We start from the raw sequence: 26,240 nt of genomic DNA, 5'->3' as shown, positions 1-26,240 counted from the left end.
GCTCAGCGCCCGTCAAGGGCGGTCACAATCAATAACAGTATGTTCGCTGCGGAATGTTGTCTCCGAATCTGATCAATCCACCTTTGAGATAGGAACGATTGCAAGCACTTCGCGGGCCTTCTGGGCAACGGGCCATGACAGTCAAGATCAGAGGCTGTCGAAGCCGGTGCGCCAGTGTTCGCTCGTGGTGGCGAGGTGGGCGTTAATGACGCCGATGTGATTCACATAGTCATTGAATTAGAATTTGCTGATAGTTCCGGATATGCGGTCATGATTACCGCGATACCCTGACCTGCGTGGGCGAGGCATCCATTTTGACGTTGCTGCGGGAGCGTGCTGGCCTGCAGGGCGAAGACACGGCGGCGACGTTTATTGACTATGAAAATAATTGGGACGGCGCGGCACAGAGCCTGACGTACTCGCAGCTGTATCGGCGCACGTGCGGGGTTGCGCGAGAACTCGGCGGCCTCGGCTCACCGGGTGACCGGGCGCTTATCCTGGCGCCGCAGGGGCTGGACTATATCGTCGCGTTCTTCGGCGCGATGCAGGCGGGGCGCATCGCCGTTCCGCTGGCGGTTCCGCTCGGGGGCGTCAGCGATGAGCGGGTCAGCTCGGTGCTGCAGGACGCGGCGCCGACGGTCATCCTCACCACCTCGGGGGTCGCCGGCGTGGTGGCCGACTATGTGCGGTCGGATTCCGCATCGGCTCCGGCCATCGTCGAGGTCGACACGCTGGATTCCAGCGGTTCGGCCGGCAGTGGTTTGCAGAGCGAAAGTGTGACCGACACAGCATATTTGCAATACACATCCGGGTCGACCCGTCGGCCTGCCGGGGTGATGATGTCGCACCGGAACCTGCTGGCCAACTACGAACAGTTGACGTCGGGCTACTTCGCGGAATTCAACAATGTCATCCCGGAAGGTTCCACCATCGTGTCGTGGCTGCCTTTCTATCACGACATGGGTTTGTATCTGGGAGTGTGCGCGCCGGTGCTCGCTGGGATCCCGGCCGTGCTGATGAGCCCGGTGGCGTTCCTGCAACGGCCCGCGCGGTGGATGCAGATGCTGGCGACGAACGGCCGTACCTACACCGCCGCACCGAACTTCGCGTTCGAACTGGCTGTGCGCAAGACGTCGGACGATGACATGGCCGGTCTCGACCTGTCGAATGTGCTCGCCATCATCACCGGCAGCGAACGAGTGCACCCGGCCACGCTCGAGCGGTTCACCCAGCGCTTCTCCCGGATGAATCTGGGTGCATCGGTGATTCGGCCGTCTTACGGCCTCGCCGAGGCCACGGTGTACGTGGCAACGCGTGAGTCGGGTGAACCGCCGGCGATCGTGCGCTTCGAATCGGAATCGCTGACCGCGGGCACTGCGCGGCGCTGCCAGAACGGCGCGGGCATGCCACTTGTCAGCTACGGCGTGCCGGTCTCGCCGACGATCCGCATCGTCGATTCCGAGACGCATACCGAGTGTCCGGTCGGCACCGTAGGGGAGATCTGGGTGCACGGGGACAACGTCGCAAGCGGGTACTGGCACAGGCCGGAGGAGTCCGAGTCGACGTTCGGTGCGAAGCTCGTCGCTCCGTCGGCCGGGACGCCTGAGAGACCCTGGCTGCGCACGGGGGATTCAGGATTCATGTTCGACGGCGAGTTGTTCGTCATCGGTCGCATCAAGGACCTGCTGATCGTCTACGGGCGCAACCACTCTCCCGACGACATCGAGGCGACGATTCAGGAGATCAGCCGGAGCCGGTGTGCAGCCATCGCGGTACCGGACGGTCACACCGAGAAACTCGTCGTCATCATCGAAGTCAGGAAGCGGGCCGAGTCGCCCGAGGACCAGCTCTCCGACGTCAAGCGCGAAGTGACCTCGGCGATCTTCAACACGCACAGCCTGGGCGTCGCGGATCTGGTTCTGGTGCCACCTGGTTCGATTCCGATCACGACGAGTGGCAAGGTCCGGCGCGCGGCGTGCGTCGATCAGTACCGGCAGGGCGAGTTCGCCCGCCTGGACGCGTAGTCACCTGTCCGGGCGCGTAGGACGTGAACCTGGCCTATGAAGACCGCGGCGACGGTGATCCTGTGCTGTTCATCGCCGGGCAGGGCGGCGTCGGGCGCACCTGGGATCTCTATCAGGTGCCGGCATTTCGCGCCGCGGGCTATCGCGTCATCACGTTCGACAACAGGGGCGTCGGCGCGACGGCGGACACCGACGGCTTCTCGTCGGCAACGATGGTGGCCGACACTGTGCAGTTGCTCGAGCGACTCGACGTCGCACCGGTCCGGGTGGTTGCGGTCTCGATGGGCTCATATATCGCGCAGGAACTGATGCTGTCCCGGCCCGGGTTGGTGAGTCAGGCGGCGCTGATGGCCACCCGGGGCCGCCACGATCTGACGCGCGAGTTCTTCCGAACCGCCGAACGCGACCTTGCCAGGGCCGACGTCGAGCTGCCGCCCACATACGAGGCGAAACTGCGCCTACTGGAGAACTTTTCACCGAAGACCTTGAACAACGAGGCTGCCGTTCGGGACTGGATCGACACCTTCACCAGGTGGCCCGCAAAGCTGACACCCGGGGTTCGCGCTCAGTACGGCGTGGCGCCGCAGAACGACCGCAGGCCCGCCTACCGGACGATCACCACACCGGTGCTCGTGATCGGATTCGCCGATGACCTGGTGATGCCGCCACACCTCGGAGCGGAGGTGGCAGATGCACTGCCGCACGGGCGCTACGTCGAGATCGCCGACGCCGGGCACCTCGGATTCCTGGAACGGCCGAATTTGGTGAACTCGGTAATCTTGAATTTCTTTGCAGAGTCAAACAATGGTCATTCAATCCCGTGAGAACCGTTAGTCGCGTTAAATTCCGTTCCGCGCCGGAGGTCGCGCCAAATGCATTACGATCCCGTATCACCTTGGGAATGAGCAGATATGGAGGTCGCCTGAATGCTCTACTGGTCAGGTCCGGATTGTCCTGCTCGATGTGCCGCGTGTATGCCGTGACCCCTGCTCACGGCCGGTCCCGGATGCGCACCGCATTCGAGTTGCCGGCATGGCATGGGTGGCGGAATATCTGCATCGCCGGTCTCCACAAATTGGATTGTCCGGACTAGGCCACGGATTCAGGGGGTTCGTGCTTTGGGGGTTCTGAAGCGGTTATGGATTCCGCTGCTGGTACTGGTCGTCCTCGGCGCCGGAGGATTCACCGTCCTGCGGCTGCACGGTGTGTTCGGCTCACAGACCCGGCCCGCGTACGCCGACACAGAGCTCGAGAAACGAAAGCCCTACGATCCCAAACAACTCGTGTACGAGGTGTTCGGACCACCGGGGACGGTGGCGAACATCAGCTACTTCGATGTCGACGCGGAGCCGCGGTTTGTCGAAGGCGCGAGCCTGCCATGGTCGTTGAAGTTCCCGATGACCGAGGCCACGTCCATGGTCAATGTCATAGCGCAGGGCGATAGCAACAGGATCGGCTGCCGCATCATTGTGGATGACGAGGTCAAGTCGGAGAAGGTCGAGACCGGTGAAAGCGCGTTCACCTATTGCCTTCTGAAGGCCGCATGAGCACCCGGGACGCGAACACCAAACCGCCGTTCATCCCACGGATGATCCGACTGCTGGCGGTACCGCTCATCATCGGCTGGCTGGTGATTGCCTATGTCCTGGCCGCGGTCGTCCCCCCGCTGGAGCAGGTGGAGAAAGAGCACTCCGTATCACTGATCCCCAACGATGCGCCGTCGTTCGAGGCGATCCAGCGGATGGGCACGAACTTCGGCGAAGCGACGTCGAACAGCGTGGCGATCATCGTCCTGGAGGGTGACCAACCCCTCGGTGACGAGGCGCACCGGTATTACGACGATTTGATTCGTCAGCTTAAGGCAGACCCGGCGCACGTCCAGCACGTGCAGGATTTCTGGGGCGATCCGCTGATGGCGGGGGCAGCGGAAAGCGCCGACAACAAGGCTGTGTACGTCCAGCTGGGTCTCGCGGGCGACCTCGGTCAGGCACTGTCGAACGAGTCCCTCGAAGCGGTCCGGGGCATCGTCGAACGGAGTTCGCCGCCGCCGGGCGTCAAAGCCTATGTCACCGGTCCGGCGGCAACAGTCGCTGACCTGAGTGCGAGCGGCAACCGGACGGTCCTACTGGTGACGGGTCTGAGCCTCGCGGTCATCCTGGCGATGCTCCTGTTCTTCTTCCGCTCGATCTTCACGGCGGTGATCCTGCTTTTCCTGGTCGGAATCCAATTGCAGGTGGCGCGAGGGGTTGTCGCACTTCTCGGCGATCAAGGCTTCATCGGTCTGTCCACCTACGCCGTCAATCTCCTGGTGACCCTCGGCATCGCGGCGGGCACCGACTACGGCATCTTTTTCGTCGGGCGCTATCAAGAGGCGCGCCAGGCGGGGGAGGACCGGGAAACCGCCTTCTACACCACCTATCGCAGCGTCGGCAAGGTTGTGCTGGCATCGGGATTGACCATCGCCGGCGCGGTTTTCTGCCTCAGCTTCACCCGCCTGCCCTACTTCCGGACCCTGGGTATCCCGTGCGCCCTGGGCATGGTGGTTGCGGTTGCGGTTGCGCTGACCTTGATCCCGGCGGTTCTGTCGCTGGGGAGTCGATTCAAACTGTTCGAGCCCAAACGCAAGATCAGCGTCCGTCGGTGGCGCCGGATCGGTACGGCGATCGTTCGCTGGCCCGCACCCATTCTGGTGGCGGCGTGCGCTGTATCGCTGATCGGCTTGTTGGCGCTGCCCGCGTACCAGCCCGGCTATAACGACCAGCAGTATCTGCCCAAGGACATTCCCGCCAATGCCGGGTATGACGCTGCCGCCCGGCACTTTACGCAGTCGCTGACGGCATCGCCCGACGTGTTATTGGTCGAGGCCGACCACGATATGCGTAACTCGGCGGACTTCCTGATCCTGAACAAACTCGCCAAAGGGGTGCTGTCCGTTCCCGGGGTTTCCCGGGTGCAGTCGGCGACCCGGCCCGAGGGGGTTCCCCTCAAGCACACGACGATTCCGTTCATCATCAGTTCCTCGAACGCGGGCCAACTGCAGCTTTTGCCGTTTCAGAAGGCCCGGATGAATGATCTGCTCGCCCAGGCCGACGAGATCACAAAAACGATCGCCGTGATGCAGCGCATGTTCGAGTTGATGCAGCAACTCGCTACCGCGACCAACAGCCTGGTCGGCAAGACACACGACCTGGAAGACGTCACGCTCGAGTTGCGGGACCACATGGCGGACTTCGATGACTTCTGGCGGCCGGTTCGCAATTACCTGTACTGGGAGCCGCACTGCTTCAACATCCCGCTGTGCTGGTCGATAAAGTCCCTCTTCGAGACGCTTGACGGTGTCGACAAGCTCACCGTGACAATGCACCGGCTGATCGGAAACCTCGATCAACTCAACCTGCTCCTGCCGCAGATGATCGCCCAGTTCCCCGCCATGATCGCGACGATGCAGAGCACGCGGACCATGATGTTGGCGATGCGCAGCACCATGGCGGGGATTCTCTCGCAGATGGATGAGATGTCCGATGGTGCAACCGCTATGGGCAGAGCCTTCGACGACGCCCAGAACGACGATTCCTTCTACATCCCTCCTGCTGTCTTCAAGAACGCCGACTTCAAACGGGTCATGGACGTGTTCTTGTCGCCGGATGGGAAAACTGCACGACTGCTGATCTCCCAGCGAGGGGATCCCGCGACACCCGAAGGCATTGCGCGGGTCAATCCGATCAGGACTGCGGCAGAGGAGGCCCTCAAGGGAACGCCCTTGGAAAACGCCAGGCTGTACCTCACCGGCACCTCGGCGATGGCGAAAGATCAGGTAGACGGGTCGACCTATGACCTGCTGATCGCCGGAATCGCCGCGCTGTGCCTGATCTTCATCATCATGCTCATCATGATCAGGAGCTTGGTCGCGGCCTTGGTGATCGTCGGAACGGTCGCCCTGTCGCTCGGGGCGGCGTTCGGGCTTTCGGTGCTCATCTGGCAGCACATTCTCGGAATCCAGTTGAACTGGATCGTGCTCGCCATCGCCCTGATCATTCTTCTGGCTGTCGGTTCTGACTACAACCTGCTGCTGGTGTCCCGGATGAAGGAGGAAATCAGCGCGGGTATCAACACCGGCATCATCCGCGCCATGGCCGGCAGTGGAAAGGTGGTGACCGCAGCGGGTCTGGTGTTCGCCGCAACCATGTTTGCGTTGTTGGCCAGCGACGTGCGCACCATCGGTCAGGTGGGTTCCACGATCGGCATCGGCCTGCTGTTCGACACCCTGATCGTGCGCGCACTCATGACGCCGTCCATCGCCGCCCTGCTGGGCCGGTGGTTCTGGTGGCCGCTACACGTTCGTCAGAGGCCCGCCAGCGCGCTTCTGCGGCCCACCGGCCCTCGCCCACTGGTCCGCTCGCTCTTGCTGAAACCCGACGAACGCTGACCGCGTTGAACGACCGTCCACCGTTCATTGCGCGGATGATCCACCGCCTGGCGGTGCTGATCATCCTCGGCTGGCTCGTGATCGTCGCGGCACTGACTTTCGCCGTTCCGTCGCTCGAGCATGTGGGGCGGCAGTATTCGGTCTCGCTGGTTCCCCAAGACGCCCCGTCGTTCCAGGCGGCGCAGCGCATGGGCAAGAGCTTCGGCGAATCCGATTCTGACAGCGTGGCAATGATCGTGCTGGAGAGCGACCAGCCTCTCGGGGACGAAGCCCACCGCTACTACAGCGATTTGATCCGGCAGTTGAAAGCCGACACCCGCCATGTGCAGCACGTGCAGGACTACTGGGGTGATCCGCTCACGGCGCCCGCAGTCCAGAGCGCCGACGACAAAGCTGTTTATGTCCAGCTGAATCTGGCTGGTAATCAAGGCGAATCGCTGGCGAACGAGTCGGTGGACGCCGTCCGGGGAATCGTGGACCGTACACCGCCACCCCCGGGGTTGAAGGCCTACGTCACGGGCCCCGCACCGTTGGTCTCGGATATGAACCACGCCGGAGACAAGTCCATCATCAAGATCACCGTGGTGTCGCTCGTGGTGATCCTGACGATGCTGCTCCTCGTCTACCGTTCGATCGTCACCGCGGTCCTGCTTCTGCTGATGGTGGGAATACAGGTTCAGGCGGCCCGTGGAGTGGTCGCGCTACTCGGTGTACATCAGGTCATCGGGCTGTCGACATTCGCGGTCAACTTGCTGGTATCGCTGGGGATCGCGGTAGGAACCGACTACGGCATATTCTTCCTCGGGCGCTATCAGGAGGCGCGTCAGGCCGGCGAGGACCGGGACGCCGCTTTCTACACCACGTATCGAAGTGTGGCCAAGGTGGTTCTGGGTTCCGGCCTGACCATTGCCGGGGCGATCTTCTGTCTGAGTTTCGCTCGACTGCCGTATTTCCAGACGATGGGTGTTCCCACCGCCGTGGCGATGGTCGTCGCGGTCGCGGTGGCGCTCACGCTTGTGCCGGCCGCGCTTGTAGTCGGCGGTCGATTCGGGTTGTTCGAGCCCAAGCGCAAGATCATCGTCCGGCGGTGGCGGCGATTGGCGACGGCGATCGTCCGGTGGCCGGCGCCCATCCTCGTCACGGCCAGCGTGATCGCGCTCATCGGTTTGTTGGCGCTACCGGCCTATCAGACCAGCTACAACGACCGCCTGTACGTGCCTGCCGACATTCCCGGCAATGTCGGCTATGCGGCCGCCGAGAGGCACTTTCCGCAGTCCCGCATGACCCCCGACGTCCTCATGCTCGAGTCCGACCACGACATGCGTACTCCGGCAGACCTACTGATACTGAACAAGGTGGCCAAGGCGATCTTCGCCGTTCCCGGCATATCCCGCGTGCAGGCGATAACGCGGCCAGAGGGCAACCCGATCGATCGGACCTCGATCCCGTTCCTGCTCAGCCTGCAGAATGCCAATCAGGAACAGATCATGCCGTTCCAGAAGAACCGCATGAAGGACCTGTTGAAGCAGGCCGACGATATGACCACGATGATCAACATCACCCAGCGTCTCTACAACGTGGGTCTCAGAATGAGCAACACGACTCATCAGATGACCCGGGACACGCGGGAACTGGCGGAGGTCACAGACGAGTTGCGCGACCACATCGCCGATTTCGACGATTTCTTCCGGCCCATCCGAAATTACTTCTACTGGGAGCCGCACTGCTTCGACATCCCGTTCTGCTGGTCGTTCCGATCCCTGTTCGACGCACTCGACGGAGTCGATGAGGTTTCCGACGGAGTACTGGACCTCAGTCGGGAAACCGATCAGCTCGACGTGCTCATGCCCCAGATGATCGCCCAGTTCCCGAAGATGATCGACAGCATGAAGGCGATGCGGGCCGCTATTCTCACGATGCACAGCACCATGGCAGGTTCCATCGCCATGATGGACGAGGTCAGCGAGGACGCCACCGCGATGGGGCAGGCGTTCGACGCGGCACGAAACGATGACTCGTTCTACCTTCCGCCCGAAGTTCTGGAGAACAAGGACTTCAAACGCGCGATGAACCTGTTCTTCTCGCCGGATGGGAAGTCGGTCCGCTTCATCATTTCGCACCGGGGGGATCCCGCGACGCCCGAAGGCATTGCACGGGTGGACGCGGTACACAGGGCGGCCGAAGAGGCACTCAAATTGACTCCCCTGGAGAGCGCCAAGATCTACCTGACCGGTACCGCTCCGACGTTCAAGGACATGCGTGACGGCTCGAGATACGACCTGTTGATCGCGGGAGTTGCCGCGCTCTGCCTGATTTTCGTCATCATGCTGATGGTCACGCGAAGCTTGATCGCCGCCCTGGTCATCGTCGGCACCGTGGCGCTGTCGCTCGGGGCGGCGTTCGGGCTTTCGGTGCTCATCTGGCAGCACATCCTCGGCATAAATCTGCACTGGCTGGTGCTGGCCATGTCGGTGATCATCCTGCTGGCGGTGGGTTCCGACTACAACTTGTTGCTGGTGTCCCGGATGAAAGAGGAGATCGGTGCCGGGATCAACACCGGCATCATCCGGGCCATGGGCGGTAGCGGAAAGGTGGTGACCGCCGCGGGTCTGGTGTTCGCGTTCACGATGATGTCGATGGTGGCCAGCGATCTGCGCATCATCGGCCAGGTGGGTTCCACGATCGGTATCGGTCTGCTGTTGGACACTCTCGTTGTCCGCGCCCTCATGACGCCGTCCATCGCCGCGCTGCTGGGCCGCTGGTTCTGGTGGCCGCAACAGGTCCGCCAGCGGCCGGCCAGCATGCTGTTGCGCGACACGGCTCCCCGGCCGGTGGTCCGGTCGCTGTTCTTGCGCCCTGACGAGCCCTGACGCTCGAGCCTCGACCGCAAACCGTTTTCTCGGGCAAATACCTGGCCGGGTCTGGCGCAGCAAATTACGAAAACCCGTAAGTGATCATGCTTTGCGCGTTAGAGTCCGGAAATCGGGGGAGGAGGTCTACACGTCATGAAGCAAAATTCGGTCAAACTGGCTGTCACAGTAGGCGGTCTGGCGGTGTTGTTGACCGCCGGAGCGGGTGTCGCATCCGCGGACCCCAGACTGGATTCGGCCGTCAACACCACCTGTAGCTATCCGCAGGTGATGGGGGCACTGAATGCGCAGAGCCCCATGGCCGGGGCGTCGCCCGCGGTCCAGGATGTGCTGCGGCAGTTCCTGGGCTCCGGGCGGGATCAACGGCAACGCATGGCCGAGGGGATCGCCGCTCAACCGGCCAACCAGCCGTACCTCGGGTTGCTGCAGACGGTCTTCGACACCTGCAACAACTTCTGAGCGCAGCGCCCTCAGTACGCCGGCTTGGTTCCGCCGAGCTGTTTGGTCAGCGCGTCGGCCGTCGCCACCAGCGCACGCGCCCGATCGCTGATCTCCTTGTCTGTCAATGCCGTTCCGATGTGCAGTGACACCGCCATGATCTGGCGCTGGTAGTGGTCGAACACCGGCGCGGAGATGACGCTGATGTCATGTGGCCTCCGGCCGGCCGGTCCCTCGTCGCGCAGATACACCCGCTCGCCGATATCGGACACCAACTCGCTCAGCAGCGCACGAAGTTCGTCGGGCAGATTGGTCGACATTCCCGCCATCAGTGCATAGAGCCTGCGGCCCCCGGGGGTCAGTCGTTCCACCAGATATCCGTCTGCGCGGCAGCTTTCGATCACCCGGTGCAGCCGGGCGGATTCGGTGCGCAACGGAATGGTCGGGACCTTGGCCAGCCAGGCACGCAGCGCGTCGTCGTCCCACAGGACGAACATCAGTCCGACCGGCGGTGCGAACGGATAGCTCTGCCCGACCCTCACCCCGGGATCCCGGCCCGGTGGGCCGATCAGCTCCAGCACGGTGATCCGGTCGTCGACGACGGCGGTCAGGCCCGCGGAGGTGTCGAAAGCGGCTGACAGCGCGCGCAATTCCGCCCGTGCCGCCGGGTTGACGCGCATCGACTCCTGGGCCATCTGGCCGAGCGAGATGAGCGCCGGGCCGAGGCGGTACGACTTGTCCCGGCTGTTGTCCCCCGTTTCGCACACCAGATAGCCCGATTCGGTGAGCGTGCTCAGGATCCCCAGGCAGGTCGGCTTGCTCAGCCCGACCCGGCGGGTGAGCTCGGAGAGCCCGAACCGCTCCTGCGGATGGCGGGACAGGAAATCCAGGATGGCCACCACCCGGGCAGTGGGTGGTGAAGCGCGGCCGGCCGATTCGGCGTCTGACATCCGTCCTCCTGGCGGCAATCGGGCGTTGACTCGAATTGGAACGCGTTCTAGTGTCAGGTAGGAAACTCTACCACTGTGGTCCAATATTGGACCGAGAGAGCAGATGCTGATGTACTCACAACCATTGGTCGAGGCCATAGCCGAAGCTGAACGCCTGGTGACCGAGGCTGCCTTCATCGAGTCCGAGGCCGATCTCCTCGAGGGTCTGCAATACCTGGCCGGGTGCATCGCGGCGTGCACCCACGTCGCGTTCGACTACGACCGCGATCATCCGTTCCTGCACAGCGGCACCGGGCCGTTCACCAAGATGGGTCTGGACAATCCCGACACCATGTACTTCGGCACCCGGGTCCAGCCCGGCCACGAGTACGTGGTCACCGGACGCCGTGGCACCACCACAGACGTGAGCTTCCAGCTCCTCGGCGGTGAGTACACCGACGACAACGTGCCCGACAGTGAAACCGCGTTCGACGATCGCAAGCTCGACATCGCCGCCGACGGCACCTTCGAGTGGCGGTTCACCCCGGCCACGCCGTCGCAACTGGTGATCCGCGAGGTGTACAACGACTGGGCGGCCCAGCGTGGGTCGTTCGCGATCGCGCGCACCGACACCGCGGGGACGGCCCCGGCGCCGCTGACCAAAGAACTGATCGAGAAGCGTTACGCCACTGCAGGCAAGCAACTCGTGCAGCGCGTCAAGACGTGGCTGCAGTTCCCGAAGTGGTTCTACGACAACCTGCCCGTCAACACCCTCACCGCGCCGCGGTTGACGCCGGGCGGACTGGCCACCCAGTACTCATCGGTCGGACACTACGATCTGTCGCCCGATCAGGCCATCGTCATCACGCTTCCGGTCAGCGACGCGCCCTACCTCGGCTTCCAGCTGGGCAGCCTCTGGTACATCTCGCTGGACTACATCAACCACCAGACCTCGCTGAACGGCACACAGGCCCAGGTCGATCCGGACGGCAAGATCCGCATCGTCGTGTCCGACGCCAATCCCGGCATCACCAACTGGTGCGAGACGCTCGGGCACGCCAAGGGTTACCTGCAGTTCCGGTGGCAACGGGTGTCACGTGAGTTGAGCGCCGGGGACGGGCCGACCGTGGAGTTGGTGGGCATCGGTTCCGTGGCCGAGAAGCTGCCATATTTCGAGGGCAACAAGATTTCCGACGACGATTGGCGGGCGCGGATCGCGCTGCGTCAGAAGCTTATTGGCGAAAGGATGGTGGGCTGACCGATGGCCGGACTGCTCGATGGCAAGGTAGTGGTGATCAGCGGGGTCGGGCCCGGGCTCGGGACGACACTGGCCCGCCGATGTGCGGAGAACGGCGCCGACCTCGTGTTGGCCGCCCGCACGGTGGAGCGGCTCGAGGACGTGGCCAAAGAGGTGACGGCACTGGGCCGTCGCGCTCTCGCGGTGGGTACCGACATCACCGACGAGGAACAGGTCGCCAACGTGGTGGCCCGCACGATGGAGGAGTACGGCAAGGCTGACGTGTTGATCAACAACGCGTTTCGGGTGCCATCCATGAAGCCGTTCGCGAACACCACCTTCGAGCACATGCGGGATGCGATCGAGCTGACCGTGTTCGGCGCACTGCGCATGACCCAGGGCTTCACACCAGCCCTGGAAGCCGCCAAAGGCTCAGTGGTAAATGTCAATTCGATGGTCATGCGGCACTCGCAGGCCAAGTACGGCGCCTACAAGATGGCCAAGTCGGCCCTGCTGGCCATGTCCCAGACCCTCGCCACCGAGCTGGGGGAGAAGGGCATCCGGGTCAACTCGGTGCTGCCCGGCTACATCTGGGGTGAAACTCTGGAGGGGTACTTCAACCACCAGGCGCAGAAGTACGGCACCACCGTGGAACAGATCTACAACGCGTCGGCGGCCGGGTCCGATCTCAAGCGGCTGCCGACCGAGGACGAGGTGGCCTCGGCCATCCTGTTCATGGCCAGCGATCTGTCCAGTGGCATCACCGGCCAGACCCTCGATGTGAACTGCGGAGAATACAAAGCATGAGTTCCCCGCGGACCAACGTGGGTACCGTCGAGGATCTGCATGCCTCGGCGGTGAAGGCCTGCGGTCTGGACGATTTCGGTACCGACGACGACAACTACACCGAAGCGCTCGGGGTGCTGCTGGACTCCTACCAGCGCGACGCCGATCTGACCGAGCTCGGCAGCAAGATGCAGCGGTTCTTCACCAGGAACGCACTGGTGGCCCGCCTCGTCTCGGAAGCCGCGTTCAAGCAGTACCCGCAGCATGTCGACGTGCCGATCGAGCGGCCGATCTTCGTCACCGGCCTGCCGCGCACCGGGACCACGGTGATCCACCGGTTGCTGACCGCGGACCCGATGCACCAGGGTTTGGAGATGTGGCTGGCGGAGTTCCCGCAGCCGCGGCCGCCGCGGGAAACCTGGCCGGACGACCCGGTCTTCAGCGCGCTCGACGCCCGGTTCAAGAAGGCGCACGAAGAGAACCCGGATTACACAGGCCTGCACTACATGACCGCCGACGAGGTCGAGGAATGCTGGCAGTTGCTCCGCCAGTCGTTGCACTCGGTGTCCTACGAGACGCTGGCCCATGTACCGACCTACGCGCAGTGGCTGGCCCGTCAGGACTGGACCAAGCCGTATGCGCGGCACCGGAAGAACCTGCAGCTGATCGGCCTCAACGAGCCCGAAAAGCGTTGGGTGCTCAAGAACCCCAGTCACCTGTTCGCCCTCGACGCGCTGTTCGCGACGTATCCGGACGCATTGGTGGTCCAGTGCCACCGACCGGCCGAGACCATCATGGCCTCGATGTGCTCGCTGGCGCAGCACACGACCGAGGGCTGGTCCAACACGTTCACCGGAAACGTGATCGGCGAAGACTCCATGGAAACCTGGTCGCGCGGGCTGGAATTGTTCAATACCGAACGGGCCAAGCATGATCCGGCTCAGTTCTGCGACGTGGACTACTTCGAGTTCGTCGAGGACCCGATCGGCGCGGTCGAAGGCATCTACCGGACGTTCGGGCTGGACTTCACCGACGCCGCACGGCAGGCGATGGTCGACAGTCACAATGCCAGCAAGCAGGGGCCCCGCGCACCGAAGCACACCTACTCGCTGGCCGACTACGGATTGTCCGCCGAGACGGTCAAGGAGCGGTTCAAGGGGCTGTAAAAACCCCCGCGAGCAGACGTGAATGTACCCGGAAACCAGCATTTCCGGGTACATTCGCGTCTGCTCGCGGGAGGGAAATGATCATGAAGGTCTATCTGGCGCTCGACCCGCGTAAGCCGCTGACCGCCACCCCGGACTACGCGCGGCGGGCCGAGCGCCTGGGCTGTGACGGCCTGCACGTCGCCGAGACCGTGCACGACTCCCTCGCAGTCTCGCTCCTGGCACTCGAACACACGTCGCGCATCACCGTGCGTACCGCCGTGACCCTGGCATTCGTGCGCAGTCCCACGCTGACGGCGTACACGGCCTGGGATCTGTCAGTGCTCTCCGGTGGGCGGTTCGAACTGGGCCTGGGCACGCAGATCAAGCAGAACATCCGCGACCGCTACGGCATGCCGTGGAGCGATCCGATCACCCGGCTCAGGGACTACGTGGGTGCGCTGGACGCCCTGTTCGACGCGTTCCGAACCGGGGACACAGTGCATTTCGAGAGTGACAACTACCGGCTGACCCGGATGCAGCCGTACTTCAACCCCGGCCCCAGCGACGCGGTACGCCCGCCGATCTGGCTGGGTGCGGTGAATGCCGGTATGTGCGAACTCGCGGGCGGCGTCGCGCGCGGGATCGTCACGCACTCGACCAACTCGGACCCTGGTTACCTGCATGACGTGGTGCGTCCGGCGCTGGCGCGGGGCGCCGAGACTTCGGGCAGGGCAGACGAACCGCTCGTGGTCGCCTCGACGGCGATCGCCACCGGCCGCACCGATGAGGCGGTGGCCGGGGAACGGGAACGGCAGCGCCGGATGTTGGCATTCCTGTATTCCACGCCCGCGTATGCGACCGGTCTGGCCCGGCGTGGCCTGGCCGACCTCCAGGAGCGGCTGCGTTCGCTGGTGCGGACCGAGCTGTGGGACGAATTACCTTCGGTGTTGACCGATTCCATTCTGGACGAGCTGGTGGTCTGCGGGCGTCACGACGAGATCCCGGTGTTGCTGAAGACAAGATTCGGCGATGTGGCCGACGGCATCGTGTTGCCGCCGCTGGGCGACGGGGATGACGACGAGTCGTTGGGTGCCTGCGTGGCCGAACTGCAGACGGCGAACTAACCGAGTGAACTAGCCGTCGCCGGGGGAGGGCGCGGAGGACACCTCTTCCAGGCACCCTTCGGCGACGGCATGCTTGATGCTGTCGGTCAGCCGAGGGCATGACCGCGCCCGGGCCGGATCTCCTCCGGTGGAACGGATCTCCTCGAATGTCGCGCAGCGTCGCACGGCTTCGGAATTCCACTGCACCGAAGTGTGTTCTGCGCTGAGCTTTTTCACCTGAACCGCGACATGGCAGAACCGGCAGTCGACCGACACCAGGCCTGAGGTCAGGTAGCGCTCGCGGTCGCGCGCGCTGGATTCGCGGACAGCGGCGGCACGCTGCGGATCGGACGCGAAACTCGGTGCCTTGGCCCACGATCCGGGAGACGAACCCTCGGGGTTGCTGCCGGCGTGATGATCGTCGTCGTCATGTGCGCCATGCAGCAGCAGCATCGAGCGGGCCAGGTCGTCGACGTCCGGCGCCTGGCTCCGCTCGTTGCGTGTCGTCATCAGCTGGACTGTGCCGTTTCTTTCTCGGCCGCCTTCTCCTCGGCCTGGACCTTCAAGTTCTCCTCGACCTCCACATGCCACTTCTCATTGGCCGCGGTGGTGTCGATCTCCATCTCGAAGCGGTCGGTCATGTCGGGCGTGATGTCCGCGACGTCGACGTAGAACTGCTGGTACCAGCGGCGCATCTGGTAGACGGCGCCGTCCTCCTCGACCAGCAACGGGTTGTCGATGCGGGTCTTGTGCTTCCAGATCTCCACGTCCTGCAGGAAGCCCTGGCTGACACCGTCCGTCATCGCGTTGGCCAGCTTCTGGGTGGTCTTGTCGTCCATGCCCTTGGGCTTTTCGACGATGACGCCCCACTGCAGCATGAAGGCGTCCTGGCTCACCGGGTAGTGGCAGTTGATCAGGATCGACTCGGCCTTGTAGCCGCTGTAGTTGTTGTGCAGCCAGTTGATCATGAAGGACGGCCCGAAGTAGGAGGCTTCGGAATCCAGGTGCGACTCGCCGTACTGGGTGCCCATGCCGCCGATGTCCTGACGTCCGACGTTGTGCAGGTACTGCGAGGCGATGTGGCCTTCGAAGACGTTCTTGAAGTACGTCGGCAGGCCGAAGTGGATGTAGAAGAAGTGCGCCATGTCGGTGACGTTGTCGATGATCTCGCGGCAGTTGCTGCCCTCGATCAGCATCGAGTTCCACTGCCACTCGGTCCACTCGTCGCTGGCGGCCTCGGGAATCTCCGGGATCTGAACCTCGGGCTGCGGGTCATTGCCCTCGTGGTCGTGCCAGACGAACAGCAGGCCACCGCGCACGTCGGTGTGCCAGGCACGGGTGCGCGCGAGTCGCGGGGTGCGCTTGGCGTAGGGGACCAACTTGCACTTGCCGTCACCGCCCCAGCGCCAGTCGTGGAACGGGCAGGCCACGGTGTCGCCCTTGATGGTTCCCTGCGACAGGTCGCCACCCATGTGCCGGCAGTAGCCATCAAGAACTTTCAGGGACCCTTCCGAGTCCGCGAACACCACCAGCTTGGTGCCGAATATCTCGACAGAGTGTGGCTGACCGTCAAGGAAACCCTTGACCGGTCCCAGGCAGTGCCAACCCCGCGCATAGCGGTCTGGCAGGGCGCCGGTGTCGATCTCTCTGATGCCGGCAGTTTCGGTAGTCACGGTGGGCCTCCCGTATCGGTGCTCTTAACTAGAACACGTTACAGTTTTTGGAGCCCTCATGGCAATAATTGAGGCGTGACCTGCGGCATACCCGTTGTGAGCGGGGGTTACTCCCGCTCCGGAAGGCCTATTCTCAGCGCGATCTGTTGCATTCGGCCGACACTGGCCACGGTCTGCGGAGACACCGGATCGTCCGGGTTGCTGTCGAATTCCAGCCGCACCACCGCGCGGCCCTGGGTGTACATCAGCAGCGTCACGGCCTTCTTGCCGTCAGGTGCGGTCCCCGAGATGACGGTGCCGTTCGAACCCACCGGCACCGGCTGCGGCTGTCCACCGGTCACCATGGTGCTCACCGCCGCGGAGGCCTGCTTGAGCGTTGCCGCCGCGGTCTCCGCATCCGGGTAGATCAGGATCGTGTCGGCGATTGCCCTGGTGTCGTCGGCGTTGACGAACAGCGCGCTTGCCCCGGACTGACCGTCGGGGTTGACGTTGCTCGACCGGGCCGTGAACGAGTCCGGTGGAATGCTGACATCCTCGGCCTGCAGCAGCAGATGGCTGTAGTCGGACGCCTGCGATTTCGGCGACTTCGGGGCCGCCGCCGATGTCGACGTGGACGGTGTGGCAACCCACGGCGTACTCGGCGAATCGCCGGCCGGGGAGCATGCGACCGCCGTGCCGACGACGGCCGCGGCAAGACCGATGGTGATCAAGAACCTGGGGTGATTGGTTGTCGTGAGCGACATAGTTACTGTTCAGGGTACGCGTCGCTGCGCCGCGGCCGGTTTCCTGCGGTATATGTGGACGATGCCGCTGTATTCGTTCGAGGGCCGGGCGCCCGTGGTGGACCCAAGCGCGTTTGTGGCCCCGACGGCAACATTGATCGGCAACGTGACGGTCGAGGCCGGTGCCTCGGTGTGGTTCAACACGGTGCTGCGAGGTGACTTCGCCCCCATCGTCATCCGCGAGGGGGCCAACGTCCAGGACGGTTCGGTGCTGCACGCGCCACCGGGGATACCGGTCGACATCGGACCGGGCGCGACGGTCGCCCACATGTGTGTCGTACACGGCGCACACGTCGGCGAGGAGGCGCTGATCGCCAACCACTGCACGGTGCTCGACGGGGCGGTGATCGGCCGGCGCAGCCTGATCGCCGCGCATTCCCTGGTGGTCGGGGGCACCAAGATTCCCGACGAGGTCTTGGTCACCGGTGCACCCGCGAAGATCCGGGGACCCATCGCGGGCACCGGCGCACAGACGTGGGTGCGGACCAACCCGGCGGCGTACCGGGAGCTGGCCCAGCGCTACCTGACGGGGCTCGCCGAGCTCTAGCTTTCGATCTTCTCGGCGCTCGCGCGGTCCACTTCCCAGTAGGCCCGCAACGCCACCAGCTGTCCTGCGTCATTCACGCGGTAGGTGAAGACTCCCGGAGTGGTGATGCGGTGTCCGCCCATCGTGGTGACGATGCTGCCGACGTTGGCTTCCTCGTCGCCGCACTGGAACGTGTCGACGAAGTTGAACTCGAGGTTGTCGGTCGGGGCGATGGCCTTGTCCCAGAACGCCGCAATGGCTTCCTTGCCCCGGTGGCCATTGCCCTCGGGATCGAAGAACGACGGCCCGATGGGGTCCTGCACGATCGCGTCGTCGGCGAAATTCTCCAGCCAGGTCTGCTTGTCCCGGGCGGCAACCGCATCCCGGGATCGCTTGCCCGCCAGGTGCGCCGGATGTTGAGGATCGGTGACGGCCATGTCAGTCCTGCCAGCCCGAGTGGATGTAGGTGTCGGCGAACCGCTTGAGCGAATCCTGCTTCTTCTCCAACGGAGCGTCGAAGCCCAGACCCTCGAGCATCCACGGGATGACGATGTTGTCGGTGATACCGGCCTCGGCCAGCTGGCGGTGCCCGTCGACATCGAACTTGTCGATACACACCGACTGGAACTCGAACGGCTCATCGGCCCGGCCGTATTCGCTCCGCAGCTTGTTGATCGCCGTCACGGTCTCGGCCAGCTGTGCACAGGTCATCATCGCGCTGGTCCAGCCGTCACCCACGCGAGCGGCGCGCTTGAGTGCCACCGGCGTGTGCCCGCCGACGTAGAACGGCACGGGCTCGGACGGCGCCGGGCTCATCTGCAGACGCTCGAAATCGTAGAACTCGCCGTGGAACTCGACCATGCCGCCGCCGAGCACGAGCTTGAGCACCTCGATCATCTCGTCGACGCGTGCCCCGCGCTTGGCGAACGGAACCCCACACCATTCGAATTCCTCTGGTGCCCAGCCGATCCCGACGCCGAACCCGAACCGGTTGTTGGTCAGGTTGGACACCGAGCCGACCTGGCGGGCCAGCAGCAGCGGGTTGCGAGACCCGAGCTTCATGACGTTGGTGTAGAACCGCAGCGTCGAGGTCGCCGCACCCATCGACGCCGCCGCGATCAGCGGATCAACCCACGGGGTCTCGGCGTTCCACATCCGCGAACCGTCCGGGGTGTACGGATAGTCGGCGGCCTGCTTCTCCATGTAGAACAGCGAGTCGGGCAGCGCGATCGAATCGAACCCGACTTCCTCTGCGGTGCGGGCCAATCCGGTCAGATGCTCCAGCGGGCCCATGGCCACGCTGAGGGTGTACTTCATCATCGATGGCTCCTCGCGCAAGCGCTCGTCGGCCGCGTCATGACGCCGGCTTACCTGGCTTGTCAGCGCCCACCACCCACATGGAGTAGTACTGCGCGCCACCGCCATAGGCGTGGCCCAGTGCCTTGCGGGCACCCTCGACCTGGTGGTCGCCGGCCTTGCCCATCACCTGGATCGCCGATTCGGCGAACCGGATCATGCCCGACGCGCCGATCGGGTTCGAGCTCAGCACACCGCCGGAGGCGTTGAACGGGATCTTCCCGCCGATGGCCGTCTCGCCGGCCTCGGTGAGCTTCCAGCCCTCGCCCTCGGCGGCAAAACCGAGGCTCTCCAGCCACATCGGTTCGTACCAGGAGAAGGGCACGTACACCTCGGCGGCATCGATCTCGTCGATGGGGCTCGTGATGCCGGCTGCCTTCCACAACGCTGCGGCGGCATCCCGGCTGGCCTGCGGGTTGACCTGATCGCGGCCGGCGTAGGCCAGCGGTTCGGTGCGCAGCGCGGTGGCGTGGATCCAGGCGACGGGATGCCCGTTCGACAGGTGTGCCTCCGCTGCCTCTTCATTGCCGATCACCATGGCCGCCGCGCCGTCGGACGACGGGCAGGTCTCGTCGTAACGGATCGGATCCCACAGCATCGGGGAGGACATCACCTTCTCGACCGTGATGTCCGGCTGGTGCAGATGCGCCAGTGGATTCTTCGCGCCGTTGAGCCGGTCCTTGACCGCCACCATGGCGCCGATGTGGTTGGGCGCGCCCGACCGGCGGATGTAGGCACGCACGTGCGGTGCGAAGTACCCGCCGGCACCGGCGCCGACCGGCTTGGTGAACGGCACCGGAATGCTCAACGCCCACATGGCGTTCGATTCCGACTGCTTCTCCCACGCCATCGTCAGGACGCGCTTGTACTTACCGGACTGCACCAGGCTGGCCGCCACGATCGCCGTCGAACCACCCACGGATCCGGCGGTGTGCACCCGGATCAACGGCTTGTTCGTCGCGCCCGTGGCATCGGCCATGAACAGCTCGGGCATCATGACGCCTTCGAAGAAGTCGGGCGCCTTGCCCACCACGACGGCGTCGATGTCGTCGAACGTCGAACCGGAATCCGCCAGCGCACGGTCGATGGCCTCGCGGACCAGACCGTTCATCGACACGTCGTGCCGCTTGGCCACGTACTTCGTCTGCCCGGTGCCCAGCACCGCGGCGAGCTGTCCTGCCACGATTTTATTTCCCTTCCAGGACGGCGACGAGATTCTGTTGCAGTGCAGGGCCGCTCGTGGCATGCGCCAGGACGCGCTGCGCGGAACCGTCGAAGATGTGCTGCGCGGCGAAACCGATGCGTTCCAGTCCGGCCGAGAACATCGGGTTGGCGGCAAGGGCGCCGCCCGACGGATTGACCTTCGTCGACGAGCCCAGCCCGATCGCCTCGGTGAGGATCAGCTGCTGATGGGTGAACGGGGCGTAGATCTCCGCGATGTCGATGGAGCCCACGTCACCACCGGTGGCCGCCTTGGCCGACGCAGCGGTCGAGGGTGAGGTGGTCAGGTCCCGGGCGCCCAGGATCGGTGTCTCGATCCGATGCTCGAAACCGGTGATCCAGGCCGGGTTTTCACGGAGTTCGCGGGCCTTGTCGCCGGCGGCCAACACGATCGCGGACGCGCCGTCGGTGATCGGGGCGATGTCGTGACGGCGCAGGGGATCGGCGAAGTACGGCCGGGCCAGCAGCTCGTCGATGGACCCGGTGACCTGTTCGCGATCGGTTCGTCCGCCTGCGGCGTAGGAATCCAGCGCCACCTGAGCCATCTGTTCGGCGGTCCACTTGCCGGCATCCAGGCCGGCCCGCGCCTGCAGGCCCGCCATCGACACCGAGTCCGGCCAGAGCGGCCCCACGGTGTAGGGGTCGGTCTGCAACGCCAGAACCCGGCGCAAGGTGCCGGCGGACGACTTGCCGAAGCCGTACACCAGCGCGGTTTCCACCTGGCCGGTCAGCAACTTGATGTAGGCCTCGTACAAGGCCCAGGCCGCGTCCATCTCGACGTGCGACTCGTTGATGGGCGGGATGGCGCCGATCGAGTCGATCGCGGAGATGAACGAAAATGCGCGGCCGGCAAGGTAATCCGACGATCCGGAGCACCAGAATCCGATATCGGTCTGCTTGAGGCCGAGTTCTTCGTAGAGCTTGTGGAAACACGGCATCAGCATCTCGACGCCGTTGGTGGTGCCGTCGGTGCGGCGGACGTGGGGCGCGTGCGCGAAGCCCACCACTGCGATATCAGTCATGCTCAAGTCCTTTGCTCTTCGCGCAAGCGCTCATCGGCGGGCACCTCACAGGTGGTGCTTGTAGGAGTCGTAATCGGCATCGGGTTCGCCGGTGGGCTTGAAGTAGTCGATGTTGTCGATACCCAAGCCCCATTCCTCGCGGGGCTTCCACACGGCCTGCACGCGCATACCCATCCGCACGTCCGCCGGGTCGATCTCGGTCACCAGGTGCAAGAACGGGATGTCGGCGCCGTCGAGCAGCACGTACGCCGCGACATAGGGCGGCTTGATGCGCTGGCCGGGGAACGGGATGTTGATGATCGCGAACGTGGTGACCGTGCCCTGGTCCGGCAGCTCGATGAACTCGTCGAGCTCCAGACCGGTCGCGGGATCGGCTTCCTTCGGCGGGAAGTAGACCTTGCCGGGCTTGCCGTCGCGGCTCTTCTTGGTCCGGCCGCCGAGCAGCTTGCCTTCTTGGAGAGCCTTGAGGAACGTGGTCTCGGGCAGCGATGCGGTGTGCTGGATCTCGATGAAGCTGGGGGTCACCTGCACCGTGATCGGCTCGCGATCATCGGCACCGGAGGCCGGGGTGGCTTCCTCTTCATCGCCGGGCACGAAATAGGCGATATCGGTGATCGCGCCGACCGGCTCGTCGATCCAGTGCGCATGCACGCGGTCGCCACTTTTGATGGAGGAGGCAGCTCCAACATCAACGGCATGCAGCAGCGCGGTGTCGGCGCCGTCGAGTTTGATCAGCGCCCAGGCGAACGGCCGGTCCAACGGCTGCCCCTCCAGGGGGGTCGACTGCCAGGTCCAGGACTGCACCGTGCCGACCGCGCTGACGGGCACGACCTCGGTCAGAGCCGCGTAGGTGACCGGGTCATACTCAGCGGGTGGTACGTGCACCCGACCATCCGACCCGCGTACGCCGACGATGCGTCGGTCGCGCAGTGCGGTGAAGAACTGGGACAGGAGCGGTCCGACTGAACGGGTGTAGTCGAATGAGAGCTTCAGCGGCGCCGAGAGGGGCCGCTCATGCTTGTCGATCTGCACCGGGCTGCTTTGGCCTGTGGTCACAGCATCGAGTAGAACAGGTTCTAAGAATGGTTTCAACCGTGTGTGGAAAGGCGAGCTAATGAAGTTGGGTCTTCAACTCGGATACTGGGGCGCCCAGCCGCCGACCAACCACGCCGAACTCGTCGCCGCCGCAGAGGCGGAGGGCTTCGACACCGTCTTCACCGCAGAGGCCTGGGGCTCGGACGCGTACACCCCGCTGGCCTGGTGGGGGCGGGAGACCACCCGCATGCGGCTGGGTACCTCGGTCATTCAGTTGTCCGCCCGTACCCCTACCGCGTGCGCGATGGCCGCGCTGACGCTGGATCACCTCTCCGGCGGCCGGCACATCCTCGGCCTCGGTGTATCCGGGCCGCAGGTGGTCGAGGGCTGGTACGGCGCGAAGTTCCCGAAGCCGCTGGCCCGCACCCGCGAGTACATCGACATCCTTCGTCAGGTCTGGGCGCGCGAGGCCCCGGTGCACAGCGACGGCCCGCACTACCCGCTGCCCCTGACGGGCGAGGGCACCACCGGCCTTGGCAAGAACCTCAAGCCCATAACTCATCCGCTGCGTGCCGACATCCCGGTGATGCTGGGTGCCGAGGGGCCCAAGAACGTCGCCCTGGCTGCCGAGATCGCCGACGGTTGGCTGCCCATCTTCTACTCGCCGCGCATCGCCGGTATGTACAACGAATGGCTTGACGAGGGCTTCGCCCGCCCCGGCGCGCGGAACACCCGGGAGACCTTCGAGATCTGCGCCACCGCGCAGGTCGTGGTCACCGACGACCGGCCCGCGATCATGGAGCTGATGAAGCCCCACCTCGCTCTCTACATGGGCGGGATGGGCGCCGAGGGCACCAACTTCCACGCCGACGTGTACCGCCGGATGGGTTATGCCGAGGTCGTCGACGACGTGACCAAGCTGTTCCGCAGTGACCGCAAAGATGAAGCGGCCAAGGTCATTCCCGACGAATTGGTCGATGATTCCGCGATCGTCGGCAACCTCGACTACGTCAAGGAGCAGATCAAGGCCTGGGAGGCCTCGGGCGTGACCATGATGGTCGTCGGCGCCCGCTCCGTCGAGCAGATCAAGGATCTCGCCGCCCTCGTGTAGGCCTGTCTCCAGCCGCGAGCAGACGCGCCGGTACCCGTGAAAGCGCGTTTTCGGGTACGTCCGCGTCTGTTCGCTCCCGATGAGTAGACACTTTGTTGCAACCTGTCTACTCGAGGTTCTAGATTTATGGCGTGAGTCACAGCGCGCCCGCTTCGGGACCCTCGCAACACTCTGTGCTCGGCACCGTGTTGACGATGCCGGTGCAGATCCGTGCCGCCGAACAGCACATGGCGATGTATTCGGTCGATGCCGACGCCGCGCAGCGCATGATCGACTACAGCGGCCTGCGCGTGTACCGGCACCGGCCGAACCGCGCGATGGTCGTGTTGATGCTGATGCACTACATCGACGGTGATCTGGGTCCGTACCTGGAGTACGGCACCAATGTCATGGTGAACCGGCCCGGGTCGGCGGAATCAGGCCTGCGTGGCCTCGGCTCGGCGGGTGCGTTCGTGCACCACCTTCCGGTCGACGGTGAGTTCACCTTGCAGGCCGGCCGGCAGATCTGGGGCTATCCGAAAGTCCTGGCGGACTTCACCGTCCGCGGTGCGGACAATGGGGCCGGGGTCCGCGACGGTAGGCCGTTCGGCTTCGACGTGAGCATCGACGGCCGGCTCGCGGTGGGTATGGACTTCAAGCCCGGCCTGCCGGTGCCGTCGGCGTTCACCGCCAAACCCCAGGTGCAGTCCACCTTTTCCCACCTCGACGGCGTCCTGCGCGAAACCGAAGGCCAGATGCGGCTTTCCGGCGTGCGGTACCGACCGGGCGGGGTCCGGATCCGGCTCGGGGACCACCCGTATGCCAAAGAACTTGCGGCCCTGGGCCTGCCCAAACGGGCGTTGCTGTCCAGTTCGGTCCGCAATGTGCAGATGACGTTTGCTGACGCCAAGGAGATTTCGTGACCCAAGTCCTGCTCAAGCCCGATGTGGACCTCACCAACGGCACTTTCTATGCCGACGGTGGCGCGCGGGAGGCCTACCGATGGATGCGGGCCAACGAGCCCGTGTTCCGCGATCGCAACGGACTGGCCGCGGCCGCCACCTATCAGGCCTTGCTCGACGCTGAGCGGAACCCCGAGCTGTTCTCGTCCACCGGTGGGATCCGGCCCGACCAGCCCGGCATGCCGTACATGATCGACATGGACGATCCCGCACATGTGTTGCGCCGCAAGCTGGTCAACTCCGGCTTCACTCGCAAGCGCGTGATGGACAAGGTGCCCTCGATCGAGAAGCTGTGCGACACCCTGATCGATGCGGTGTGTGAACGCGGGGAATGCGACTTCGTGCGCGATATCGCCGCGCCGCTGCCGATGGCGGTCATCGGCGACATGCTCGGGGTGTTGCCCCAGGAGCGCGACATGCTGCTGAAGTGGTCTGACGACCTGGTGTGCGGGCTGTCCTCGCACGTCGACGAGACCGTGATCCAGAAGCTGATGGAAACCTTCGCCGCCTACACGGCTTTCACCATGGAGGAGATCAAGAAGCGGCGGGCCAACCCGACGGACGACCTGTTCTCGATCCTGGTCAACGCCGAGGTCGAGGGCCAGCGGATGACCGACGACGAGATCGTCATGGAGACGCTGCTGATCCTCATCGGTGGGGATGAGACCACCCGGCACACCCTCTCCGGTGGGGTGGAACAGCTTCTGCGCCACCGTGATCAGTGGGATGCGTTGGTGGCTGATCCGGAGAAACTCCCCGGCGCGATCGAGGAGATGCTGCGCTGGACCTCGCCGGTGAAGAACATGTGCCGCACCCTGACCGCCGACACCACGTTCCACGGCACCGAGTTGAAGGCCGGCGAGAAGATCATGCTGATGTTCGAAGCGGCCAATTTCGACGAAACGGTGTTCGAGAACCCGGATGAGTTCCGGATCGACCGGAACCCCAACAGCCACTTGGCATTCGGTTTCGGGACACACTTCTGCCTGGGCAATCAGCTGGCTCGACTGGAACTGCGGCTCATGGTGTCCCGGCTGTTGCAGCGCCTGCCGGACCTGCGGCTGGCCGACGGCGCGCACGTGCCGCTGCGCCCGGCCAACTTCGTCAGCGGGCCGGAGGCCATGCCGGTCGTCTTCACCCCGACGGCTCCGCTGGGCACCTAACTGGAGTTCGCGCGAGTGTGGATCCACTGCGAGAAACCGCCCGATTCTTCGCAGTGGGTCCACACTCGCCGATGGGTGTCTCTGTGTATCCCTATGTCTTGGTTAAGTGTTCGCTGTGCAAGGTCCTTCACAGGTTTCGCATAGCCCATCTAATTAGATAGCCTCGCGATATCGGGGGATATGACGAGACGATTGAAGGGTGCATGTGATGGCACGACATTTGACTGGGCGAACTGTGATGAGTGGAGTGGTGCTGGGTGGGGCGCTGCTGGCCGGAGCAATCGGAATTGCAGGCCAGGCCGGTGCGGCGCCGCTCCCGGCGCCGACGAGCCTGCAGGCCGGGGGACCGGCCCCACTGTCCTCGATGCCCGCCCCGCCGTTGCGGCCGTGGGGCCCGCCGCCTCCTCCGCCGCCCCCGCCGTTCTGGGGACCACCGCCTCCGCCCCCTC

Annotated in this window: 23 protein-coding genes and 1 pseudogene; 15 read left to right on the top strand and 9 right to left on the bottom strand. The window is 64.4% G+C overall.

Going from position 1 to position 26,240, the window contains the following annotated elements:
- Positions 1-296 precede the first annotated feature (296 nt).
- The 6 genes from TX88_RS25050 to TX88_RS25025 all read left to right on the top strand — a co-directional run bounded on the left by TX88_RS25050 (position 297) and on the right by TX88_RS25025 (position 9,779).
- The gene (locus TX88_RS25050; protein WP_044520641.1) at positions 297-2,024 is read left to right on the top strand and encodes an AMP-binding protein; all 1,728 of its coding nucleotides are present in this window, start codon (positions 297-299) and stop codon (positions 2,022-2,024) included.
- A 23-nt stretch (positions 2,025-2,047) separates the two neighbouring features.
- Positions 2,048-2,848, top strand: coding sequence for an alpha/beta fold hydrolase (locus tag TX88_RS25045; RefSeq protein ID WP_044520640.1), 801 nt, complete (start codon positions 2,048-2,050; stop codon positions 2,846-2,848).
- 303 nt (positions 2,849-3,151) lie between these two features.
- Complete coding sequence (locus tag TX88_RS25040) at positions 3,152-3,571, top strand: MmpS family transport accessory protein (protein WP_044521906.1); 420 nt, start codon at positions 3,152-3,154, stop codon at positions 3,569-3,571.
- Positions 3,568-6,450 carry an MMPL/RND family transporter gene (locus TX88_RS25035; protein WP_044520639.1) on the top strand — a complete coding sequence of 961 codons (2,883 nt, stop codon included), beginning with the start codon at positions 3,568-3,570 and terminating at the stop codon, positions 6,448-6,450. Before TX88_RS25040 ends, TX88_RS25035 begins: the two co-directional genes overlap by 4 nt.
- A gap of 35 nt (positions 6,451-6,485) precedes the next feature.
- Complete coding sequence (locus TX88_RS25030; protein ID WP_044520637.1) at positions 6,486-9,320, top strand: MMPL/RND family transporter; 2,835 nt, start codon at positions 6,486-6,488, stop codon at positions 9,318-9,320.
- Between the two features lie 135 nt (positions 9,321-9,455).
- A complete protein-coding gene (locus tag TX88_RS25025) occupies positions 9,456-9,779 on the top strand; it encodes a hemophore-related protein (protein WP_044520634.1) in 324 nt (107 codons plus the stop codon).
- 11 nt (positions 9,780-9,790) lie between these two features.
- Here TX88_RS25025 and TX88_RS25020 read toward each other — a convergent pair whose 3' ends face one another.
- Positions 9,791-10,708, bottom strand: a complete 918-nt coding sequence (locus TX88_RS25020) for an IclR family transcriptional regulator (RefSeq protein ID WP_044520632.1) — start codon at positions 10,706-10,708, stop codon at positions 9,791-9,793.
- Between the two features lie 109 nt (positions 10,709-10,817).
- Between TX88_RS25020 and TX88_RS25015 the strand changes: the two genes are divergently transcribed.
- From TX88_RS25015 to TX88_RS25000, 4 genes are all read left to right on the top strand, one after another.
- Entirely contained in the window at positions 10,818-11,945 is a 1,128-nt protein-coding gene (locus TX88_RS25015) for a hypothetical protein (protein WP_044521902.1), read from the top strand.
- Between the two features lie 3 nt (positions 11,946-11,948).
- On the top strand, positions 11,949-12,731 hold the full coding sequence (locus TX88_RS25010) for an SDR family oxidoreductase (protein ID WP_044520630.1): 783 nt from the start codon (positions 11,949-11,951) through the stop codon (positions 12,729-12,731).
- Complete coding sequence (locus TX88_RS25005) at positions 12,728-13,876, top strand: sulfotransferase family protein (protein WP_044520629.1); 1,149 nt, start codon at positions 12,728-12,730, stop codon at positions 13,874-13,876. Before TX88_RS25010 ends, TX88_RS25005 begins: the two co-directional genes overlap by 4 nt.
- 83 nt (positions 13,877-13,959) lie before the next feature.
- A complete protein-coding gene (locus TX88_RS25000; RefSeq protein ID WP_044521897.1) occupies positions 13,960-14,982 on the top strand; it encodes a TIGR03617 family F420-dependent LLM class oxidoreductase in 1,023 nt (340 codons plus the stop codon).
- 9 nt (positions 14,983-14,991) lie between these two features.
- Here TX88_RS25000 and TX88_RS24995 read toward each other — a convergent pair whose 3' ends face one another.
- The 3 genes from TX88_RS24995 to TX88_RS24985 all read right to left on the bottom strand — a co-directional run bounded on the left by TX88_RS24995 (position 14,992) and on the right by TX88_RS24985 (position 17,377).
- Positions 14,992-15,471 (bottom strand): hypothetical protein, encoded by a 480-nt coding sequence (locus TX88_RS24995; RefSeq protein WP_044520627.1) that lies wholly within the window; start codon positions 15,469-15,471, stop codon positions 14,992-14,994.
- Positions 15,471-16,634, bottom strand: coding sequence for a 3-ketosteroid-9-alpha-monooxygenase, oxygenase component (locus tag TX88_RS24990; RefSeq protein WP_044520625.1), 1,164 nt, complete (start codon positions 16,632-16,634; stop codon positions 15,471-15,473). The genes TX88_RS24995 and TX88_RS24990 overlap by 1 nt, the downstream gene beginning before the upstream one ends.
- A gap of 107 nt (positions 16,635-16,741) precedes the next feature.
- Positions 16,742-17,377 carry a hypothetical protein gene (locus TX88_RS24985; RefSeq protein ID WP_044520623.1) on the bottom strand — a complete coding sequence of 212 codons (636 nt, stop codon included), beginning with the start codon at positions 17,375-17,377 and terminating at the stop codon, positions 16,742-16,744.
- Between the two features lie 61 nt (positions 17,378-17,438).
- Here TX88_RS24985 and TX88_RS24980 point away from each other — a divergent pair, with 61 nt between their 5' ends.
- Complete coding sequence (locus tag TX88_RS24980; RefSeq protein ID WP_044521892.1) at positions 17,439-17,963, top strand: gamma carbonic anhydrase family protein; 525 nt, start codon at positions 17,439-17,441, stop codon at positions 17,961-17,963.
- Here the strand turns inward: TX88_RS24980 and TX88_RS24975 are convergent.
- The 5 genes from TX88_RS24975 to TX88_RS24955 are packed head-to-tail and all read right to left on the bottom strand — an operon-like array spanning position 17,960 to position 22,597.
- Positions 17,960-18,379, bottom strand: coding sequence for a nuclear transport factor 2 family protein (locus TX88_RS24975; RefSeq protein WP_044520622.1), 420 nt, complete (start codon positions 18,377-18,379; stop codon positions 17,960-17,962). The two genes, TX88_RS24980 and TX88_RS24975, sit on opposite strands and share 4 nt — an antisense overlap.
- A gap of 1 nt (position 18,380) precedes the next feature.
- Positions 18,381-19,259 carry a TIGR03619 family F420-dependent LLM class oxidoreductase gene (locus tag TX88_RS24970; RefSeq protein ID WP_044520620.1) on the bottom strand — a complete coding sequence of 293 codons (879 nt, stop codon included), beginning with the start codon at positions 19,257-19,259 and terminating at the stop codon, positions 18,381-18,383.
- A 37-nt stretch (positions 19,260-19,296) separates the two neighbouring features.
- On the bottom strand, positions 19,297-20,481 hold the full coding sequence (locus TX88_RS24965) for a thiolase family protein (RefSeq protein WP_044520619.1): 1,185 nt from the start codon (positions 20,479-20,481) through the stop codon (positions 19,297-19,299).
- 4 nt (positions 20,482-20,485) lie between these two features.
- Positions 20,486-21,541 (bottom strand): thiolase family protein, encoded by a 1,056-nt coding sequence (locus TX88_RS24960; RefSeq protein WP_044520617.1) that lies wholly within the window; start codon positions 21,539-21,541, stop codon positions 20,486-20,488.
- 45 nt (positions 21,542-21,586) lie between these two features.
- Positions 21,587-22,597, bottom strand: a complete 1,011-nt coding sequence (locus tag TX88_RS24955) for a Zn-ribbon domain-containing OB-fold protein (RefSeq protein WP_084622111.1) — start codon at positions 22,595-22,597, stop codon at positions 21,587-21,589.
- Positions 22,598-22,655: 58 nt separating this feature from the next.
- Between TX88_RS24955 and TX88_RS24950 the strand changes: the two genes are divergently transcribed.
- From TX88_RS24950 to TX88_RS35335, 4 genes and pseudogenes are all read left to right on the top strand, one after another.
- Positions 22,656-23,687 (top strand): LLM class F420-dependent oxidoreductase, encoded by a 1,032-nt coding sequence (locus TX88_RS24950; RefSeq protein ID WP_044520612.1) that lies wholly within the window; start codon positions 22,656-22,658, stop codon positions 23,685-23,687.
- Between the two features lie 194 nt (positions 23,688-23,881).
- A complete protein-coding gene (locus tag TX88_RS24945) occupies positions 23,882-24,589 on the top strand; it encodes an acetoacetate decarboxylase family protein (RefSeq protein WP_044521888.1) in 708 nt (235 codons plus the stop codon).
- Entirely contained in the window at positions 24,586-25,791 is a 1,206-nt protein-coding gene (locus tag TX88_RS24940; protein WP_044520610.1) for a cytochrome P450, read from the top strand. The genes TX88_RS24945 and TX88_RS24940 overlap by 4 nt, the downstream gene beginning before the upstream one ends.
- A 238-nt stretch (positions 25,792-26,029) precedes the next feature.
- Positions 26,030-26,240 (top strand): annotated as a pseudogene (locus tag TX88_RS35335) (hypothetical protein); the annotation flags it as partial.

Origin of the sequence: Mycolicibacterium septicum DSM 44393, assembly GCF_000455325.1 — a bacterium.
In the GTDB taxonomy this organism is placed as follows: domain Bacteria; phylum Actinomycetota; class Actinomycetes; order Mycobacteriales; family Mycobacteriaceae; genus Mycobacterium; species Mycobacterium septicum.
This window is presented reverse-complemented; position numbering and strand designations above follow the sequence as displayed.